Here is an 18,987-nt window from a genome sequence, read left to right on the forward strand (position 1 = left end):
TCAGCGGGGGAGCGGCCGGCCGAGGGTGACGGTCTGGAGCAACCGGACCACGAGGTCCTGCGGGCAGATCCCGTCGTCACCGAAGATCCGTCCGAGGTCGACCACCAAGCTGAACGCGGCATGGACCAGGATCCTGGCCTCACCGATCGACAGCTCCGGCCTGGCCTCGGCGACGAGTTTGGCCCACTCGGTGATGATGAGTTGCTGCAGGTGACGCAAGGTCACCTGATCGGCCTGGTCGACATGGGTGAACTCGGCGTAATAGACGAAGGTCAGCGCCCGTTCGTCGAAAGACCCGGCGACATAGAGATCGATGAGCGTTCCCAGCGCCTCGGCGGGTGTCTCGGCGGTGTTGATCGCCGTGGGAATCGCCGCCGACACCCGGTCGGCGGCCCGCCGGAACGCCGCCGCGAGCAGGTCGCTCTTGCTGCGGTAGTAGCGGTACACCGCGGAGGCCGCCGACAGATCGGCGGCCACGGCGATGTCTTCCATACTCACATTGGGATAGCCACGCTCGTGGAACAGCTCGACCGCTTTGCGTAGCAGCAGTTCATGCTTGAACGGTTGCGGCAGGTCGGCGCCCCGCCGGGCCGCCGCCGTGCTCGGCTCGCCGCGCAGATCGGCGTCGACCAGCGCCCAGCTGGTCGACTTCAGCAGCTGGGCAAGGGTTTTCGCCGACAGGCTCGCGTGGTGGTCGCCGATGCTGCTGACCACCGCGAACACCGACACCGCGCGCACGGCACGGTCGTGCCCGTCGAGTTCGGGGCGCACGTCACGGATCAGGCCACGCAGTGCGGCGATCGCGGTGACGAACTGCCCGGTGAACTCGGTGAAGTCGGCGGGCTCCAGATACCGCCGCTCCCAGCGGGCCAGCGCCACGGTCGGCCGGTTGGTGACCGTGGCGGCGATGATCGCGTCGAAGACATGATCGAGACGTTCCCTCGGCGACCAGCCTTCGGCTTCCGGCGGCAGTTCGACCGCGCTGAGCGCCAGCCCCGACAGCCGAAGCAACTCCTCCCGGAACAACGCGTACTTGCTCGGGAAGTGGCGATACAGAGCGGCGGAGCTGATGTCGAGCCGGCGTGCGATGTCGTCCATGCTCACGCCGTGGTAGCCGTGCGCACCGAAGGCCGCCGCGGACTCGGCCGCGATCTGCGCACGCCGGTTCTTCGGCCTGCGGCGGATCTGCCGTGCCGGGGCGGCGGGTTCGTCGATCTGCTTGCTCGTCATCTCGCCTGTCATGCTATCGCCTGTCGGTACCCGGTCGGACCGGCCGCTGGAGTCACTGGGCGGGCGTCGCTGTCAGCGGGGAGTTCACCTTCTCGACGAGCCAGCGGCCACCGTCGTTGTGCAGGCTCATCACCATCGACAGCTGGCCCGGCTTGGCCTTGTGCTCGGTACCCAGGCTCGAGATGGTCGTGCCGATCACCACGATGGCCTCGGCGGAGTCCTCGTCGCCGGTGCGTAGCGCGCACTGGGTGTCGGTGGCCTTCGAGGTGACCTGGCCCTGGGTGAGGGCTTCGCGCAGCTCGGTGCTCGTCGCTTCGAACTGCTTCTTCCAGTCGCCGGTAGCGCCGTCGAGGACGGCCTGGAAATAGCCGTCGAGGCTCTTGCTGTCGTAGTCGGCCAGGACCGGGGCGTAGCGGCAGGCGGCCTCGCGGGCGCCTTGCTGGGCGGCGAGCAGGTCCTTGCTCTCCTTGTTCTCGAGGAACAGGATCACCGAACTCGCCACCGAGGCCCCGAGGAGGACGGCGGCGGCCCCGCGCAGCAGCAGTGACTTGCGCTCGGTTGTCCACCGGGAAGCACGCGGTGCCGCATCGGTGGCGACCGTCGTCTTCGAGGTGGTGGTCGGCACTGCTGTGTCGACCACCGCGGTCTCGGATTCGCCTGTGCTGGTGTCTTTTTCGTCTGTGCTCATGGGGGATCGTCTCCTTATCGGGGTGCGGGCACCGCAGGCTGGGACAGTTCGTCGCCGGTGACACCGGGCGGCGGTCCGGCACCGTTGTCGGGGCCCGGCGGTCGTGGTGCGTTGGCCGAACCGCGCACCTGCAGCGCGGGGTTGTCGGTGACGCAGTAGTTGTAGAGCCGCACCCTGGTGTCGGTGGTCGCGTTCGTCGGCACGATCGGCACCGTGTCGTAGTCGCAGGTCGGGCGCGGCCACGGATCGACGAGGGTGAAGAAGGCGTTGTCGTGGGCAGGGACGCCGACCGCCTCGGCGAAGCGGCTCAGGGAGGGGAACAGCAGCTCGATGGCGGGCTGGCGCAGTTTGGCCGCCCGGGTGATCGCCACGAAGTTCGTCACCAGGTCGGTGATCGGGTCCTGAGTGCGCGATACGAACCCGCCGAGCGTGGCCAGCTGACCCGGTCCCTCCTCGAGCAGGTGCCGCAGCTCCGCGTCGGCGGCGGTGAACTGCTGGAACAGCGCGCTGCCTGCATGCGTGATGGTGCCGAGGTCGGGCTGGGCGTGCGCGGTGGTCGAGGCGATGACCTGCAGATTGCGCAGGAGATGCTCGGTCTGGGGGAGCAAATCGGTGAGCCCGGCCATCGCGCGGCTGAGCCCGGAGATCATATTGCGCAATCCGTCCGGCCCGCCGGCGAGAGCTTTGTCGAGCTCGTCGACGATGACATTGAGGCGTTCGGGATTCAGCCCGCTCACCAGCCCGGTCATATTGGCCAGCACCGACTGCACCTGCACGGGCACCGCCGTATCGGCCCGCGCGATCACGGCACCGTCCGCCAGGTACGGGCCGGTCTCGGATTCCGGGCGGAAATCCAGATACTGCTCACCGGCCGCCGACAGGCGGGCCACCGCCACCCGGCCACCCTTCGGGATCAGGGTGCCCTCCTCGATCTGTGCCACGGCGGCGATGCCGTCACCGGAGACACGCACGTCCTGGACCCGGCCGACGCGCACACCGCGGAAGGTGACATCACTGCCCGCCGTGAGCCCGCCCGAGGTAGCCAGTTCGACGGTGACCTCGTAGGGCGAATCGGTCGGGTCGATCCGCAGAACCACTCCGCCCAGATAGAGGACACCGAGTACCAGAACGACGACCAGGCCCGCGTTGGCGACGGCGACGCGGCGGCGCACCAACCACAGCCACAGTGGTGAGTTCATCGAGGTCCCTCCTGCTGCGGCGGCTGCTGCGGTGTGCTGTTGAGGCGGCCGGTGACCTTGGCGATCACCTCGGCGAGGCTGCCGATGAAGGCGGGGATATCGGTGCCGTCGGGCCAGCGGCTGCCCTCGGGATCGGTGACCGCGCCGACATCGAGGTAGGACAGGATCGCCCCGACCGACAGGTTCGGCCCCTCCAAGCTGGCCATCACCGGGGGATAGATCGCGTGGAAGCCCTCGAGGGCGCCGGTGAGGTCGTCGCCCATGCCGACGAACCCGTTCATGAGGTTCTGGATGCTCTGGAACAGGCTCACGAACTGCGGTCCGTTGGTGGAACTGAAGTCACCGAGGGCGTCCATGGTGATCGCGACGCGGTTGATGAGATCGATGATCGCCTGGTTGTTCTCGGCGAACAGCCCGATCAGCTGTGGGAAACTGTCGGCCGCCGCGCCGAGTTCGGCTTTGCGCCGTGCCAATTCGCCCGTCAGCACCTGCAATCCGCTCAGGGTGGCGTCGAGGTCGCCGGTGCGTTCGTTGAGCGCGGTGATCACCGAGGTCATCTCGCCGATCAGGTGCTGTAGCTGGGGTGCCTTGCCCGCGAAGATCGAATTCAGTTCGGAGGTGATCTCGGCGGCCTGGTTGATGCCACCACCGTTGATCAACATCGACACCGACATCATCAACTGCTCGACCGAGGCGGCCGAGGCGGTGTGCTCGGTCCCGATCCGCGCGCCTTCGCGCAGCGGGGGACCGGCATTCGTTTCGCTCGGCAGTGTCATGGCGACGAAGATGTCGCCGAGTGGTGTGGCCTGGCGCAACTCCACGGTGGTGCCTTCCGGCAGCCGGATGTCCTCGCGGATGAGCATTTCCACGTCGGCCAGGAACGAGGTGGTCGAAATGCCGGTCACCACACCGATATCGGTGCCGCCGATCTTCACATGGGCGCGATCGGGCAGATTGAGCGCGTCGCGGAAGGTGGCGTGCACGGTGTACCCGGGGCCGCCGATGCCGGGTTCGGGCATCGGCAGCTGGGCCACGGTCATCGAGCAACCCGTGCTCGACGCCGCGACGGCGGCCGCGCACAGGGCGACGGCGAGGGTGCTGCGCATGCTCATTTCGTGAGTCCCAACAGCGCGGCGGTCAACCCGAAATCCGGGCCCATATCGGAGATCTTGCCGGTGCGACAGCCGTCGAGGCGCATCTGCACGCGCTCGCAGAACGTCGAGAGGATCTCGCTGTCGAGCACGATCTTGTCGAGCAGGCCGTGCAGGCGAAGGGCTTGGTGCTCGCGGCTGATCGCGTTGTCGAAGTTCTGGAACATCAGCGGGCCCACGTCGATGATCTCGGTGAGATTGCGTGCGTTGGCGCGCATCTGGTCGGCGATGCCGACGAATTTGGTGAGCGCACCCGCGAGCTGGTCCTCGTTCTGGCCGACCAGTGTGGACGTGTTGGTGATGAAGTCGTCGAGTTGCTTCAGCACCGCCTGCAGGCCAGGGGACTGCTGGGCGAACAGCGCGACCAGCTCGGTGATCCGCCCGCTGAAATCGCGCACGGTCTGATCGTTGTCGGCGATGATCTGGGTGATCTCGCCGAGCCGGACGACGGCGTTGGCGATCTGGTCCTTGTTGGCGAGGGTCACCTCGAACGCCGCCGACAGTTCGTCGAGCGTCGCGCGCAGCCGGTCGCCGTTGCCGTCGAGCAGCGGGAACAGCACGCGGCTGGCCATCGGCCCGGTCTGGCTGTCGCCCTTCAGCGCTTCGCCGAGCTGGTCGAAATTGGCCAGGATGCGGTCCAATTCGACCGGGGTCCGGGTCTTGCCGAGGGGCAGATGCGCACCGTCGGCGAGTTCGGGGCCCGATCCGGTGTAGGCGGGCGCCAGCTCGACGTGGCGGTTGGTGATCAGCTGCGGTGAGATCAGCGCCGCCATCGCGTCGGCGGGAATGCGGACATCGCGATCGACCTTCATCACCACCTCGACATAGCTGCCGCGTGGTGTCACCGAATCGACCACACCGACCGGCACCCCGAGGACAGCGACCTCGTTACCCGGGTACAGCCCGGACACGTTCTCGAAGTCGGCGCTGATGGTCTTCTGGTCCCCGAGCACCCGGTTCCCGAGCCCCGCCACGCTGTCGGGGACAAGGGAACAGCCCGAGGCGAGGGTGAGGGCCGCGCAGAGCGCGGCCAGTTTGCCGATTCGTTTCGTTCTCATCAGTTGCACCCCTGTACGGCCTGCGCGAAGCACAGCCAGTTGTCCGGCAGGATCCACGGTGCCCAGATCTCGCCGTACGGGCCGTTGCCGAGCAGGTTGTTGAACTGCCGCAACGTCACCGGGGCGATCTCGTAGAGCCGGTCCAGGTTCTCCTTGTTCTTGGTCAGGCCGTCGGCCATGGTGTTGAGATTCGAAATGAGCGGCGCGAGTTCGCCGTTGTTCTCGAGACCCATCTCCTGCAGCAGCCGCGACATCTGCGCGACGTTGTCGAGCAGCTGGGTGAGCAGCGTCTGGCGCTTCTGCACCGCGGCGCCGATCGCCTCGCCCCTGGTGAGCAGGATGAGCACGCTGTTGCGGTTGTCCGAAACCAGTTGCGAGACCTGATCCAGGCTCTTGAGCAGGGTGTCGACCTCGTCGCGCCTGCTGTTGATGGTCTGGGCCAGGGCGCCGATGCTGTCGAGGGCCTGCACCGCCATAGCGGGGGAGTCACCCAGCTGGGTACTGAACACATCGAGCGCGGTGCGCAGCTTGGCCGGGTCGATGCGTTCGATCCGCTCGAACGACGAGGTGTACTTCGGGTCCTGGATGACCTTGCTCAGGTTGTAGGGCACGGTGGTGTTCTCGACCTTGATCCGGTTGTCCGGCAGACCTTTTCCGTCACCGGGTCGCAGATCGATGTGCAGCCTGCCGAGGATGGTCGACATCTCGACGGCCGCGTGCGCGTCCGCGCCGAGGCGGATGTCGCGGCGGATGCGCAGCGCCACATCCACCTTGTCGTTCACCAGTTTCACCGACTGCACCTCGCCGACCTCGATGCCCGAGATGTCGACGGTCGCGCCGGGCCGCAGCCCGGCGGCCTGGGCGAACTCGACATGGATCGTCTTGTCGCCCAGATTGATCTGGGTGAGCAGATTCGACCCACCGAGCAGCACGAGCACCGAGGCGGCCGCGATCAGGCCTAGGCGCAGATTCCGATTGCGCCGCAGGAACTCCGGAACACGGGGCCGGTTCATCGGCACACCTCCGATTGTGCGGGGCCGCCGACCTGCGAGAACAGGCCCTCCGGCAGCAGTACTCCCCACAGCGACACATCGAGGCGGCAGATGTAGGCGTTGCCGTAGGTGCCGTACTGGGTGAACCGGGCCACGCCGTTGAGGAAGTCGGGCAGTTCCACCGCGCCGCGATCCAGGGCGGCACCGTTGGCGAGCAGCATGGCCACGCCCGTCGTCGCGTTGCGCTGTGCGTCCGCGACGCCGGGCTTGACCTGTTCGATGATCGTGACCAGCGAGTTCGTCGCACCGGCCACCCGTTCGACCGAACTCTTCAACGATTCTCCTTCGACGTAGAGCCCGTCCATCAGGCTGCGGGTCTGGGTGATCAGGGTTTCCAGTTCGCCGCTGCGGTTGGCCAGACCCGCCATCACGGAACTGAGGTTGCTCAGCACGTCGCCGAGGATCTGGTCGCGTTCCCCGAAAGTGGAGGCCAGCTGCGCGGCCTGGGTGATGAGCGCCGAGAGCGACACCTCGTTGCCCTGCAGCGCCTGGATGAGGGTTTCCGACAGCGAATTGATCTGGTCGGGCTGCAGCACACTGAACAGCGGCTCGAAACCCGACAGCAGCGCGGACACGTCGAACGACGGTTCGGTCCGGTCGAGGGGAATCTCCGAGCCCGGGGCGATGACGTTACCCGCGTCGGTGCCGGCCGCCAGCGCGAGATAGCGCTGACCGATGAGGTTCTGGTATCGCACCAGTGCCTTGGTGGTGTCGGTCAGCCGCTGGCGTTCCTCGATCTGGAAATCGACGCGGGCGGTGTAGTTGTCGGCGAAGTCGATCTTGTCGACTCGCCCGACCCGCACTCCGGCCATCCGGACGTCGTCGCCGACGCGCAGGCCGAGCACATCGGTGAACACCGCCGAATAACTGCTGGTGCTGCCGGGCACACTGCGCTGCAGGGTCGACCAGATCGTGTAGGTGAGCACGGTCGCCAGGACAGCGAAGAAGCTGAACCCGATGAGTGCCTTGGTGGATTTCACTGTCGGACACCGTCTTCTGTGTCGGGAACGAGGGGACTGTCACCCAGGATCGCGCTGAGTAGCAGCAGCTGACTGAAGGTCGGCGTCCCACCGACCAGCGCCGAGATCGCGTCGAGGCCGGTGAGCCGCTGGTGCGAAGCCGGGGTGACGGCGGCCGCGGGCTCCACGGCGGCGGCCGGAGCCGTGATGCCGGGAATGGCGGGCAGGCCGGGAATCGGGGGCAGGCCGGGGATCGACGGCAGGGTGACGTTCGGGAGTGCGGGCAGCTCCGGCAGCGCGGGCGTCACCACCGGTGCGGGGCCCGCGGCCTCGAGCCGGTTCGGCAGCATGTTCGGCGGATACTCCTGCGGCGGGGCGACGTCGGGCACGGTCGGCCCACCGCAGCGAGGACCGGTCATCTCGCCGTAGCGGGGGCAGTCGGCCGCCGTGTACTGCTGGAAAGGCGTGAACGACACGTCCATTCGCCAGGTCATCTGCCGCTGCGGACCGAAGTTGAACACCTGCTGCAACTTGCGCAGCGACACATTGAGATTGGCCGCCGTGGTCTGCAGGGCGCCGGGATCGCGCGCGATGCCGCCGAGCAGGTCGTCCAGGCCCGCGACCAGCTCCTTGCCCGCGTTCGGGTTCGCACCGAACAGCACGTTCACCGTGTCCACGGTGCTGTTGCCCTGCATGAGCAGTTCGATGAGTTCGGCGCGGTGCTCGTTGAGGGTGCGCGCGGAGTTCACCGAGTCGGCGAGCACGCCGACCAGCTCCGGTGCCGATTGGCTCAGCGCCGTCGACGCGCGACCGAGATCGCCGAGCAGGTCGCCGATTTCGGGAATCGCGTGCACGGTGGTGAGCCACTGATCCAGCCGCTCGATGGTCGAGCCCGGCACGCGACTGGACGGGTCGAGTGCCGCCGACAGGGTGGCGAGCACTCGCCCGAGCTTCTCCGGCTGGATGGTGGTGAGCACATCGCGCAGGGTGTTGAGGGTGGACTGCAACTGGATGGTCGCCTCGCTGGTGTCCTCGGCGATGACCGCGCCCGCGCGCAGGCCGGAGGTGGCCGCGCCGTTGTCGACCAGCTGGACGGAGGAGACGCCGAAGATGTTGTCGGGCACCACCCGTGCCGTCACCGTGTCCGGAATCGTCTCGGCCAGGCCGGGTTTCAGCTCGAGGGTGGCCCGCTGACGTTCGCCCGCGGCGACCATGTCCACCGACCCGACCGCGCCGACGATCATGCCGCGGAACTTCACATCCGCGCGCTGCGGTAGGCCGTCGCCGGTGCTGGTGAGGTCGGCGGCCACCGTCACCGTTTCCTCGAATTCGCCGTTGTAGCGCAGTGCGAGCAGATACAGCGCCACCGCGAAGGCGGTGATCACCGTGAGCCCCGCGAGGGTGAGCTGCAGAGGTTTGGGGCCGCGGCCGCTGAGATCGAGAATCATCCGATCGACCTATCCCGAGATCCGGAATCCGGGGTCGATGCCCCAGATCGCAAGCGTGAGAAACAGATTCGTGAAGACCATGACGACGATCACCATCTTGATCGCGCGCCCGGCCGCCACCCCGACACCTTCGGGCCCGCCGGTGGCGACGAAACCGTAATAGCACTGGATGAACGCGGCGATCAGCACGAAGACCACCACTTTGAACAGCGAGAAGAACACGTCGGGGCCGAGCAGGAACTGATAGAAGTAGTGGTCGTAGGTGCCCGCGGTGGTGCCACCGAGGAACAGCACCGACAACTTCGTCGCCACGTACGCCACCGCGAGACCCACCGTGTAGAGCGGGATGATGGTGATGGTTGCCGCGAGCATCCGGGTGGTCACCAGGTAGGGCAGCGGCCGGATGGCGATGGATTCGAGCGCGTCGATCTCCTCGGAGATCCGCATCGACCCGAGCTGCGCGGTGAACCGGCACCCCGACTGGATGGCGAAGGCGAGTGTGCCGAGGATCGGCGCGATCTCCCTGGTCGTCGCGAAACCGGAGATGGCGCCGGTGAGCGGGCCCATGGTGAGCAGGTTCAGCGCCGAGTACGACTCCATGCCGACCGTGATGCCGCCGAAGGCGCACAGCACGATCACCACACCGACCGTGCCGCCACCGACGATCAACGATCCGTTGCCCCAGCCGACATCGGCGACCAGCCGCGCGACTTCCTTGCGGTAGTGCCGCAGCGTGAACGGGATCGCCAGCAGCGCCTGGAAGAACACGATGGCCTGATGGCCCAACCGCTGGTTGGCCTCGTAGGGCACCTTGGCCGTGGCCGTCAGCGCCTGCACCGGACGCATCGCCGGCGGGATGTATTCCGCGGCCATGTCACACCACCTTCGCCGGGAAAATCGCGTTGTAGAGCTGGGTGACGATGATGTTGGTCGCGAACAGCATCAGCGCGGAGCTGACCACCGCCGAGTTCACCGAGTTCGCGACACCACCGGGCCCACCCTTGGTGTGCAAACCGATGTCGCAGGCGATGATCGCCGTGAGCGCACCGAAGATCGCCGCCTTGAACAACGCGACCAGCAGATCGCCTGCCACCGCGAACGATGCGAACGAACTGATGAACGAACCCGGCGTGCCGTGCTGGGCGTACACATTGAACATGTACGCGGTGGCGAAGCCGACGAACACGATGAACCCGCACAGCAGCACGCTCACCAGCACGGCGGCCACCAACCGTGGCGCGACCAGGCGGCGCACCGGGTCGACGCCCATCACCTTCATGGCATCGATCTCCTCGCGGATCGTGCGCGAGCCGAGGTCGGCGCAGATGGCCGACCCGACCGCGCCCGCGATCATCAGCGATGTCACCAGCGGTGCGCCCTGCCGGATGATGCCCAAGCCGGCGACCGCGCCGATGAAGGTGGTCGCACCTACCTGGTTGACCAGCGCACCCACCTGGATCGAGACCACCACGGCGACGGGAATGGCGACGAAGACGGTCGGCAGGGCCGAGACGTTCGCCATGAACGCGCACTGTTTGACGAACTCCTGGAACGGAAATCGCCGCCGCACCAGCGACAGGAACAGTTGCACGATCGCGGACCTGCCGAGCAGGACCTGCCTGCCGAGGGTTTCGACCGATTGCTGTGGATGGCGCCGCCAGAGCCCGGTGGCGCTGTCGACGATCCGTTCGAGCTCCGACGGTTCGGTAGCCGGTTGTGTCGTCATGCCGTACCGATCCCGGAGAGCCACTGCTCGAGCAGGACGACGAGTCCGGCCAAGGCCGCCAGGCCCAGCACGAGCGCGCACAGAACAGCGATCCACATACCGAAACGCAGGATCGGATTCACCGTGATCCGCCCGCCGAGGATCTTCACGATGGTCACCACCAGATCGATGACCCAGACCAGTGCCATCATCAGGTCATCGTCACATTCGCGAAGATGAGCACCGGCCAGCACACGATCGACCCGAGGAACGACATCACCAGGTCCACACCGTGCAGATCCCGCAGGTGGCTCGTATGGGTGAGCGTCCAGATGATGCCGACGAGGCCGTATGGAACGGCGAGGATGATGAGCGTGCCGAGGAATTCGGACACCTTCATCTCATAGCTGAGAAACCTGTCCAGCCGTCGCAACATGTGCCGCTGTTCCTTCCTGCAGGACCGTGGACAGCGGGGGCCGATGTGGGCGGCCGACGTCGCTGACGGTCGAGTGATGTTGCTGCGCGTTCTCGGGGATGCGGTTTCGCTCATCCGAGATCTTCCCCTGGATCATCGGATAAGTTGGGAGTTGTCGGGCGCCACCTGCGGCAGCGCCTCGGTTAAGTTACTACAAATTCTCGTCCTGTGACGAGAATTACCGGTAACATAGCGCATGAATCGCTGCTTGCCTATAGGACGGTTGCCGTGCGGCGTCATTCCCTTGTCGTCTGCGAGAATGGCCAGTAACTTATTGGTGGGTCGCCGGTAGGCGGCGACTGTGCAGGAGGAACATGATGTCCGCAGTGATCGTCGACGTGGTTCGCACCCCCTCGGGTCGTGGCAAACAGGGTGGTGGACTCTCGTCGGTCCATCCGGCCACCCTGCTCGCGGGCGTGCTCGCCGAGCTCATCGCCCGCACCGGAATCGATCCCGCCCTGGTCGACGATGTGATCGGCGGATGTGTGACGCAGAGCGGTGAACAGGCCAACAACATCTCCCGCACGGCGGTACTCGCCGCCGGGTTCCCCGAGTCCGTGCCCGCAACGACGGTGGACCGGCAGTGTGGATCCAGCCAGCAGGCCGTGCATTTCGCTGCCCAGGGGGTGCTCGCCGGTGCGTACGACATCGCCATCGCCTGTGGCGTCGAGTCGATGAGCCGCGCGCCGATGTTCTCCAACACCCAGGGCAAGGACTCCTTGCGGGCGCCGCTGGCCGCCCGCTATCCCGACGGGCTGATCGGACAGGGTATCGCCGCGGAGATTCTGGCCGCGCGCTGGAAGCTCGATCGTGGACGCCTCGACGAGTTCGCCGCCCGCTCGCACCGGCTCGCGGCCGCCACCGCACAGGCAGGTGGGTTCGACGCCGAATTGGTGCCGGCGGGCGAGCTCACCGCCGACGAGACCATCCGCTCCGGCACCACGGTGGAAGGTCTGGCCGGTCTGCGTCCAGCCTTCACTGATCCGGATATGGCGCAACGCTTTCCGGAGATCGACTGGTCGGTCACGGCGGGCAATTCCTCGCCGCTCACCGACGGTGCCTCGGCCGCGCTCATCATGAGCGAGTCGGTGGCCTCGAAGCTCGGGCTCACTCCCCGTGCCCGCTTCCACTCCTTCGCCGTCATGGGTGACGACCCGACGCTGATGCTGACCGCGGTGATCCCGGCGACCCGCAAGGCACTCGAGCGCGTCTCGCTGACCGTCGACGACATCGACACCTTCGAGGTGAACGAGGCGTTCGCGCCCGTGCCGCTGGTGTGGCAGCACGAACTCGGCGCCGACCCGGACCGGGTGAACCCGCGCGGCGGCGCCATCGCCCTCGGCCACCCGCTCGGCGCCTCCGGCACCCGCCTGCTCGCCACCATGGTCAACCACCTCGAGCAGACCGGCGGCCGCTACGGCCTCCAGACCATGTGCGAGGCAGGCGGTCTGGCCAACGCCACCATCATCGAACGGCTCTGACGCACCTCACGTACAGATTCCCTCGATCATCGAACTCTGGAGTAGCCATGCGCCGTCGGACCGCAGCTGTACGAACATCGGAAACGTCGGGTGAGCGACGGCGTTTCATGGCCGGTCCGGCGGCGTTTCTCGGTGGCCCCGCCAATGTGATCATGCAACTGAGCTTCGCGCCGGTCGGTCGCGGTGTGCTCGAAAGCACGGTCACCAGTGGACGTTTCGATCTGCGCCCACGCAAGCGAGGGCGAACCACGTTGACGTATCTGGCGGTCGCGATGCTCGGCACCGACGAGGATCGCGCCGCCTTCCGGGCGGCGGTGAACACCGCGCACCGGCAGGTGCGATCGGGTCCCGACAGCCCGGTGCGCTACAACGCCTTCGATCCGCGGCTGCAATTGTGGGTGGCCGCCTGTCTCTACCGTGGCACCGTCGATTCTCTCGCCTACCTGTTCGGTGCGCTGGACGAGGAATCCGCGGACGAGTTGTACGCCGAATCGGCGAGATTCGGGACGACGCTGCAAGTGCCCCCGGATCTCTGGCCCGCCGATCGTGGCGCTTTCGCCGAGTACTGGGAGTCCATGCTGCCCGAACTCTCGCTGGACCCGCAGATCCGGGAGTACCTGCTGACCCAGCTGGTCGACATGGCCCCCTACGGAGTGTGGGAGCGGCGCCTCTTCCGTCGCGTCAACCGGTTCTTCACGACCGGCTTTCTGCCGCAACACTTTCGCGACGAACTCGGGTTGGCGTGGAGCGTTCGCAGGCAGCGCGCGTTCGAGGTGACGATGCGGATCATCGGCCGTGTATTGACGGTCGGCCCGGAGGCCTGGCGGCTGTATCCCTTCGAGGAGTATCTGGCGGACATGCGCCGGCGCCGCGAGCGCGGTCTGCCGTTGATCTGAACGGCAGACCGCGATCACTCACAAGCGAGCGACTCGCAGATAGCGGATCGAGCGGGGAGTCAGGTGGCCCGCGCCGCGCAAGGTCGTGGCGTAGGTGCGCAGGGCGCGGCGGTCCCTGCGGGTCACCGTGACGTCGAGCAATTGCGCGGCCCGGTCGTGCAGCAGGGCGGGAATCACGGCTGTGGGGGTGAACCTGGGTACCCACGCATCGGGCCGGAGTGCTTGCGGGGCAAGTGTTTCGGTGGCGGCGGTGACCCGCAGGGTGGTTGCGCAGGCCTGCTCGAAGTAGGTGACGAATTCGGCCCAGGTGGTCGGCATGGGGCGGGTCGACAGTTCGTATCGCCGATACCACGCACAGCATTCGGCGTAGAGCTGCTCGTGCTCGTCGGCCGACATCGGGCGGATGAAAGTGTTCACCGCGGTGAAGAGGGTCTCCACATAGGTGGCGTGCTGGAAGTGGAAGACCTCGGGATTCAGCGCGTGGTAGCGGTGCCCGAGGCTGTCGCGCCCTTTGACGTGCTCATGCGCGGCGCGGATCACGAAGCGCGCGTTCGTGCCGGTGTAGGCCAAGTGGATCATGCGGGTGATGGAGCGTTGCTTGTGCGACCACAGCCGGTAGTGCACATGGTCGGTGAGAGCGGCGGCGATCGCCGGGTGCAGGACCTGCAAGCTGACCGCGCGGGGGAGGGCGAGCGCGAACCGTCGATCGCCCAGATAGCGCCGGAGCAACGAGTCGGTCGGGGTGAGCTGCTCGGTCATCAGCGATCCCCGCCGATCGGTTGCCGGAACTCCCCGAGCAGCAGCTCGCGTACCGCTGTCGACTTGACCTTGCCGGTGGTACCGCGCGGCAATGCGTCGACGGCGACCAGGATTTCGGGCACCTTGTAGGCCGCGATCGCCGCGCGCAGGTGTGCGCGCAGCCGGGAAACGTCGACATCGCCTGCGGTTTCGACGGCCGCGCCGACACAGGGGCGGCCGCTGGGCGTCGTGAGCTGGAGGACGTGACAGTCCGTCACACCGTCGAAGGACAGGATCGGATCGCGTACCGAGTCGACACTGAACTTGCGCCCACCGATCTCGAGCGTCGGTTGTGCGCGGCCGCTCAACGTCACCTGGCCGTCGGTCACCGTGCCGGTATCGGAGGTGATGTAGCTGCCGTCCTCGGCGATCGAACGTTCGAATTCGCCGGGATAGTTCAGGTACTTCGAGCCCATCGACCGAGTGCGGACCTGCAGCACCGAGATCCCGTCGGCGCGCGGACGACTCACCATCGAGACACCGGGCAGCAGACTGCCGTGGGTGCCGCCGACACCTGGTGTGCGATTGAACGTGATCGGTCCGGTCTCGGCGATTCCGTAATAGTCCGATACCGGACCCGACAGCGTCGTAATTCGCGCGGCCGTCTGTGTCGACAGGGGCGCGGCCGAGGACAGGCGTAACCGGATCGCCGCCAGGGCCGTTCGCGTCTGCGCCGGAATGCTGTCGACCGGGTACTCGGCGACGCGGTTGTACGCCTCGGGAAAGGCGACCAGGATCGTCGGCCGGGCGCCGGCGACTTGGCGCAGGATGTTGCCCGCCGACGGCATTCCCGTCGCCAGGATCATCTCGGCGCCGGTGAGCAGGCTCGGGATCAGAGTGGTGTTGAAGGCCAGCCCGTTGTACAGACCCGCGAAGCAGAGGCTGCGATCGGCCTGGTTCAGCTCACTGGCCTGCGCCCACGTCCGCGCCGCGGCGAGGACCGCCTCAGCGGAGAATTCGATGCAGGCGGGCGAGCGTGTCGACCCGGATGTCAGACGGCACAACTCGGTGGTGGGTGCCGGTTCGGGGCGCGGGCCCTCGACCCCGGTGCTGCGCACCCAGGACCGATCGTCGAGCCGGATTCCGAGGATGCCCGGTGTCGCGTCGACGACGGCATCGATCCCGCATTCGGTAACGAGCTTGTCGATCTCGGCGCCGGTGAGGCTCGGATCCGCGAGCACGGGCAGATCACCGCGCGACAGCACGGCCAGCAGGCTCGACAGGTACCCGAGGTGGTTGGGCAGTGCCAGCAGCACGCGCGCGCCGCGTGGCACCACCCGATCCAGCAGGCCGGCCTTCTCGGTGCTGTCGGCGAGGACCTCGCGGTAGGTCCTCGCCGTGCGGGTCGTGGCGATCCGGGCATCCGGGTGGGCATGCAGCGCCTCGCGCAGCGCTTCGTAGAGATGCATCACGACTGTGCTGGGGTGGGTCCGGGCTCAGCCGGGTGGTGTCCGGTGTCGTCGAGTATTTGTCTTTCGTCCGCCATGAAGCCCCCTCCGAATGTGCGGCTGGTTGCCGAAGAATGTCTTTATGTTACTGATGAATCGTGCTCTGAGATGCCCTCCGCCTACCGGGCCGCGATGGAGTTCCAGGGATGACTGGCTATTTGAACAGGTATTTATAGGCGATATTGTGTCTTACATCACAATGTCGGCCGCGGGAGTAAGTCGGGTAAGTGACTCGTAATTCCTCGCATCGATGCCGCTGTCCGGATTATCGGCGTCGGGCGCGGACCTTCCGTATCGCGGTGCGCCACAACAGCGAGGGCAGCGAAGCGGCGATCTGTGGTGCCATACCGGAGCTCAGGCCGAGCCGCCACTGATCGCCGAGTGCCGCGCGGCGTATCGATGCCGACGCTTCGGCCGGCCGTGGCATGTCGAAGGGTGGCTGCGGGTCGTACTCGATGTCCAGCTGAATGATCCGCGCGCGCTCGGTGCCACATAGTTGCCCTACCAGCCAGAGCGCCATATCGATGCCTGCCGAAACGCCTGCGGCGGTGGCGATTCGGTCGCTGTGGACGAATCGCTCATCGGGTCGTGGGTGAGCGCCGAGCGTGGCGAGCAGTGACTGAGCCGCCCAGTGGGTGGTGGCCGGTCGGCCGTCGAGCAAGCCTGCTGCGGCGAGGATCAGCGCGCCGGTGCAGACCGACGTCGTCCAAGTCGACGTTTCGTGGACTCCGCGCAGCCAGGCCAGGACCGATTCGTCGGCCGCGACCACGGTCGCCGCCGGGCCACCCGGCACGACCACGATGTCGGGATGCGCGGTCTCGTCGAGGGTGTGGGTCGCGCCGAGCACGAGGCTACCGCTGTCGGTGATGACCGGCCCCACCTGGTGCCAGACGAATCGGACGTTCGCCTCCGGCATGAATCGGAGGACCTCGTACGGGCCGACCGCGTCCAGCGCGGTCATGCCCGGGTAGGTCAGCACGGCAACCTGCATGGGAGTGCTCCTGTCGTCGTTGACGAGGGTTCTCGAAGTGTAGGACATGTGGAGCAAAGTGAGTCATTTTGTCTCACTCTCTCATTCAACCGTGCTGGTCGGTTTGTTAACCGGCTAGAATCGCCAGTTACATAAATCACCCATCCCGCCTCATGAATCTACAAAGAGCCAGTTAGAAGCCACTTTGTGGAACCCGCGAAATTTAGTGAGACGAGAATGAACAGTAACTTAGCGGTTGTGAACCGCACGGTGCTGTGGGAAGTTCTGTGCGTCATCGCATCACTGGGGGAGGGGATACATGGTCGACACTGCGGCTCGTGCCGAGGACACACTGCTGGCGCGGGTGCGCGCGATCACCTTGCGCCACAACGCTATCGGTGCGGGGCCGGACGCCGCTCGGCAGCACCATGCGGTCGGCGAGCTGCTCGGCGCCGGGCTGATCGACCTGGTCACCGCACCCACCGCCGAACATCCGACGCGCCTGCTGTGCACCGCGCTGGAATCCATCGCGCACTATTCTGTCGAACTGGCCGAGGCCGTTCAGGTGCAGGCGTTCGCGGTACACACGGTGCGCCGCCACGCCACCGAGCAGCTGTGGACCGAATCGGGCGGCGTGAGTTCGGGCGCTGTCTCGCTCGCCAACTGCCTCAGCGAACCCGGGGCGGGGTCCGATCTGGCGGCCATCGAACTCGCGGCCACCCGCGACGGCACGGATTTCCGGCTGACCGGCTACAAGGACTGGGCGGCCTACGCCGCACAGGCCGGCGAATTGATCGTCTACGCACGCACCAGTGCGGCTGGTCTCGGCGGAGTCACCGCGTTTCTGGTTCCCGCCGACAGCCCGGGGATCACCATTTCGCCGGCCGCCGAACAACTGCGTGGGCTGGCGATTCCGGTGTCCGACATCACCTTCGACGATGTCGCGGTACCGGCGCGCCGGATGCTCGGCCGTCTGAACCGTGGTGCCCGCGTCGCCGACATCCTGTTCACCCAGGGGCGGCTCGGTCTGGCCGCGTGCGCCCTCGGGCTCGGCAACGCGGCTTTCGAGCGGGCGCTCGCGTTCGCCCGGACCCGAGTGCGGTTCGGGCAACCGATCATCGAGCACCAGGGCATCGGATTCCTGCTCGCCGACATGGCGACCGGCCTGCAGGCCGCTCGGCAACTACTGCACCATGCCTGCGACGTTTTCGAGCGTGACGTCGACGGTGCCGTGCTCGCGTGCGCGCAGGCGAAGCTGTTCGCCACCGACACCGCGCGGCGAGTCACCGCCGACGCCGTCCAGATCCTCGGCGCCGGTGCCTATCTCCCCGGCGAACAGGTCGAGACCTGGATGCGGCAGGCCGCCCTCCTGCAGATCCTGCAGGGCACCAATCAGATTCAGCGCAGAACCATCGCGGCGCGGCTCGGCGGACCGGCCGCCACGTCACCCACCAGAGCACGGAAGGACAGCTAGTGCCCCACACAGCCGACGACACTCTCACCCACGCGGTGGCCGAACTGGTCGCCCAGGCCACCGACGGCATCATCGACGCACCGGCCGCACGGGCCGCGGACCAGAGTTTCGCCGACGCCGGCATGACATCGCTGTCGTTCCTGCGACTGGTCGACGCGCTCGAGATCCGGTACGGCGTCGAGATCGATCTGGAGAACGACATCGACGCCATGCGCACGGTGGCGCTGATCGTGGAATACCTGCGCGCCAAGGGGCTCTCGTGAGCAGCGGGGGCGTGGCGATCATCGGTGCCACCGGACGCCTCGGCTCGGCCATCCATCGAGGTTGCGCCGACGCCGGTGTCGCCGTGCTCGCCACCGCCGACTCGACCGGCTGGCACGGCACCGAATCGGCCACGCCCGAGGTGGTCATCGACGCCAGCCGCCCTGCCGCCCTGCCGTCGACGATCGACTTCTGCACCCGGACCGGTGCCGCGCTGCTGTATTGCGTGTCGAACCAGACGCCGGCGGGCCTGCGGGAACTGCGCGCGCTCTCCGATGACGTCCCCGTGGCGGTTGCCACGAATCTCAGTCCGCTGCAATGGGTTCAGACACGGGTCGCGGAGTTGTCCGCGCAGCTGGCCGCGGCGTTGCCGCTGGCGGTGGAGGTCACCGTCATCGACCGGCACCCGGTCTCCAAGACCGACGCGCCCTCGGCGACGGCTCAGCTGCTGGCCTCGGCGATGTCGTTCCCGGCCACGGTCGTGTCCGAGCGTTTCGGACCACGCGTCTGCGATCACCGAGTCGTGTTCACCGCGGGCGGTGAGACCTTCGACCTCGTGCACACGGTCCGGGATCTGGACCTGGTCGCCGCCGCCGCGGTGCGCTTGGCGGGGGCACTGGCGGACTCCGAGCCCGGCTGGTTCACCACCGACGAGCTCTACAGCCGGCTGCTCGCGCGAACCGAGGAGCACTGA

Annotated in this window: 20 protein-coding genes; 5 read left to right on the forward strand and 15 right to left on the reverse strand. The window is 67.0% G+C overall.

Features of this window, described 5'->3' with window-relative positions:
• The 12 genes from AB0I35_RS20750 to AB0I35_RS20805 are packed head-to-tail and all read right to left on the reverse strand — an operon-like array spanning position 1 to position 10,926.
• Positions 1-1,230 carry a helix-turn-helix domain-containing protein gene (locus AB0I35_RS20750; RefSeq protein ID WP_357397749.1) on the reverse strand — a complete coding sequence of 410 codons (1,230 nt, stop codon included), beginning with the start codon at positions 1,228-1,230 and terminating at the stop codon, positions 1-3.
• A gap of 52 nt (positions 1,231-1,282) precedes the next feature.
• Positions 1,283-1,918, reverse strand: coding sequence for a hypothetical protein (locus tag AB0I35_RS20755; protein ID WP_357397750.1), 636 nt, complete (start codon positions 1,916-1,918; stop codon positions 1,283-1,285).
• A gap of 14 nt (positions 1,919-1,932) precedes the next feature.
• On the reverse strand, positions 1,933-3,117 hold the full coding sequence (locus AB0I35_RS20760; RefSeq protein WP_357397751.1) for an MCE family protein: 1,185 nt from the start codon (positions 3,115-3,117) through the stop codon (positions 1,933-1,935).
• Positions 3,114-4,229 (reverse strand): MCE family protein, encoded by a 1,116-nt coding sequence (locus tag AB0I35_RS20765; RefSeq protein ID WP_357397752.1) that lies wholly within the window; start codon positions 4,227-4,229, stop codon positions 3,114-3,116. The genes AB0I35_RS20760 and AB0I35_RS20765 overlap by 4 nt, the downstream gene beginning before the upstream one ends.
• Positions 4,226-5,326, reverse strand: a complete 1,101-nt coding sequence (locus AB0I35_RS20770) for an MCE family protein (protein ID WP_357397753.1) — start codon at positions 5,324-5,326, stop codon at positions 4,226-4,228. The genes AB0I35_RS20765 and AB0I35_RS20770 overlap by 4 nt, the downstream gene beginning before the upstream one ends.
• Positions 5,326-6,339, reverse strand: a complete 1,014-nt coding sequence (locus tag AB0I35_RS20775) for an MCE family protein (RefSeq protein WP_357397754.1) — start codon at positions 6,337-6,339, stop codon at positions 5,326-5,328. Before AB0I35_RS20775 ends, AB0I35_RS20770 begins: the two co-directional genes overlap by 1 nt.
• The gene (locus AB0I35_RS20780) at positions 6,336-7,358 is read right to left on the reverse strand and encodes an MlaD family protein (RefSeq protein WP_357397755.1); all 1,023 of its coding nucleotides are present in this window, start codon (positions 7,356-7,358) and stop codon (positions 6,336-6,338) included. Before AB0I35_RS20780 ends, AB0I35_RS20775 begins: the two co-directional genes overlap by 4 nt.
• Positions 7,355-8,785 (reverse strand): MCE family protein, encoded by a 1,431-nt coding sequence (locus tag AB0I35_RS20785; protein ID WP_357397756.1) that lies wholly within the window; start codon positions 8,783-8,785, stop codon positions 7,355-7,357. The genes AB0I35_RS20780 and AB0I35_RS20785 overlap by 4 nt, the downstream gene beginning before the upstream one ends.
• Before the next feature lie 9 nt (positions 8,786-8,794).
• On the reverse strand, positions 8,795-9,658 hold the full coding sequence (locus AB0I35_RS20790) for an ABC transporter permease (protein WP_357397757.1): 864 nt from the start codon (positions 9,656-9,658) through the stop codon (positions 8,795-8,797).
• Between the two features lies 1 nt (position 9,659).
• Positions 9,660-10,511 (reverse strand): ABC transporter permease, encoded by an 852-nt coding sequence (locus tag AB0I35_RS20795; protein WP_357397758.1) that lies wholly within the window; start codon positions 10,509-10,511, stop codon positions 9,660-9,662.
• Positions 10,508-10,702: a hypothetical protein gene (locus tag AB0I35_RS20800; protein WP_357397759.1), complete on the reverse strand. Its 195-nt coding sequence runs from the start codon at positions 10,700-10,702 to the stop codon at positions 10,508-10,510. Before AB0I35_RS20800 ends, AB0I35_RS20795 begins: the two co-directional genes overlap by 4 nt.
• A complete protein-coding gene (locus AB0I35_RS20805; protein WP_357397760.1) occupies positions 10,702-10,926 on the reverse strand; it encodes a hypothetical protein in 225 nt (74 codons plus the stop codon). The genes AB0I35_RS20800 and AB0I35_RS20805 overlap by 1 nt, the downstream gene beginning before the upstream one ends.
• Positions 10,927-11,279: 353 nt before the next feature.
• Between AB0I35_RS20805 and AB0I35_RS20810 the strand changes: the two genes are divergently transcribed.
• Positions 11,280-12,446, forward strand: a complete 1,167-nt coding sequence (locus AB0I35_RS20810; protein ID WP_357397761.1) for a thiolase family protein — start codon at positions 11,280-11,282, stop codon at positions 12,444-12,446.
• A 107-nt stretch (positions 12,447-12,553) separates the two neighbouring features.
• Complete coding sequence (locus AB0I35_RS20815) at positions 12,554-13,342, forward strand: oxygenase MpaB family protein (RefSeq protein WP_357397763.1); 789 nt, start codon at positions 12,554-12,556, stop codon at positions 13,340-13,342.
• Positions 13,343-13,360: 18 nt separating this feature from the next.
• Here the strand turns inward: AB0I35_RS20815 and AB0I35_RS20820 are convergent, their stop codons facing one another.
• The 3 genes from AB0I35_RS20820 to AB0I35_RS20830 form a co-directional block, all read right to left on the reverse strand.
• Complete coding sequence (locus tag AB0I35_RS20820; protein WP_357397764.1) at positions 13,361-14,101, reverse strand: oxygenase MpaB family protein; 741 nt, start codon at positions 14,099-14,101, stop codon at positions 13,361-13,363.
• Positions 14,101-15,549, reverse strand: coding sequence for a class I adenylate-forming enzyme family protein (locus tag AB0I35_RS20825; protein ID WP_357397765.1), 1,449 nt, complete (start codon positions 15,547-15,549; stop codon positions 14,101-14,103). Before AB0I35_RS20825 ends, AB0I35_RS20820 begins: the two co-directional genes overlap by 1 nt.
• Positions 15,550-15,853: 304 nt before the next feature.
• Positions 15,854-16,579 (reverse strand): DJ-1/PfpI family protein, encoded by a 726-nt coding sequence (locus tag AB0I35_RS20830; RefSeq protein WP_357397766.1) that lies wholly within the window; start codon positions 16,577-16,579, stop codon positions 15,854-15,856.
• 298 nt (positions 16,580-16,877) lie between these two features.
• On the opposite strand from AB0I35_RS20830, the gene AB0I35_RS20835 reads away from it, so the two are divergent.
• The 3 genes from AB0I35_RS20835 to AB0I35_RS20845 are packed head-to-tail and all read left to right on the forward strand — an operon-like array spanning position 16,878 to position 18,987.
• Complete coding sequence (locus AB0I35_RS20835) at positions 16,878-18,032, forward strand: acyl-CoA dehydrogenase family protein (protein ID WP_357397767.1); 1,155 nt, start codon at positions 16,878-16,880, stop codon at positions 18,030-18,032.
• Positions 18,032-18,295, forward strand: coding sequence for an acyl carrier protein (locus tag AB0I35_RS20840; protein WP_357397769.1), 264 nt, complete (start codon positions 18,032-18,034; stop codon positions 18,293-18,295). Before AB0I35_RS20835 ends, AB0I35_RS20840 begins: the two co-directional genes overlap by 1 nt.
• The gene (locus AB0I35_RS20845) at positions 18,292-18,987 is read left to right on the forward strand and encodes a dihydrodipicolinate reductase C-terminal domain-containing protein (RefSeq protein WP_357397771.1); all 696 of its coding nucleotides are present in this window, start codon (positions 18,292-18,294) and stop codon (positions 18,985-18,987) included. Before AB0I35_RS20840 ends, AB0I35_RS20845 begins: the two co-directional genes overlap by 4 nt.

It is taken from the genome of Nocardia sp. NPDC050378, from assembly GCF_040655675.1.
In the GTDB taxonomy this organism is placed as follows: Bacteria; Actinomycetota; Actinomycetes; order Mycobacteriales; family Mycobacteriaceae; genus Nocardia; species Nocardia coubleae.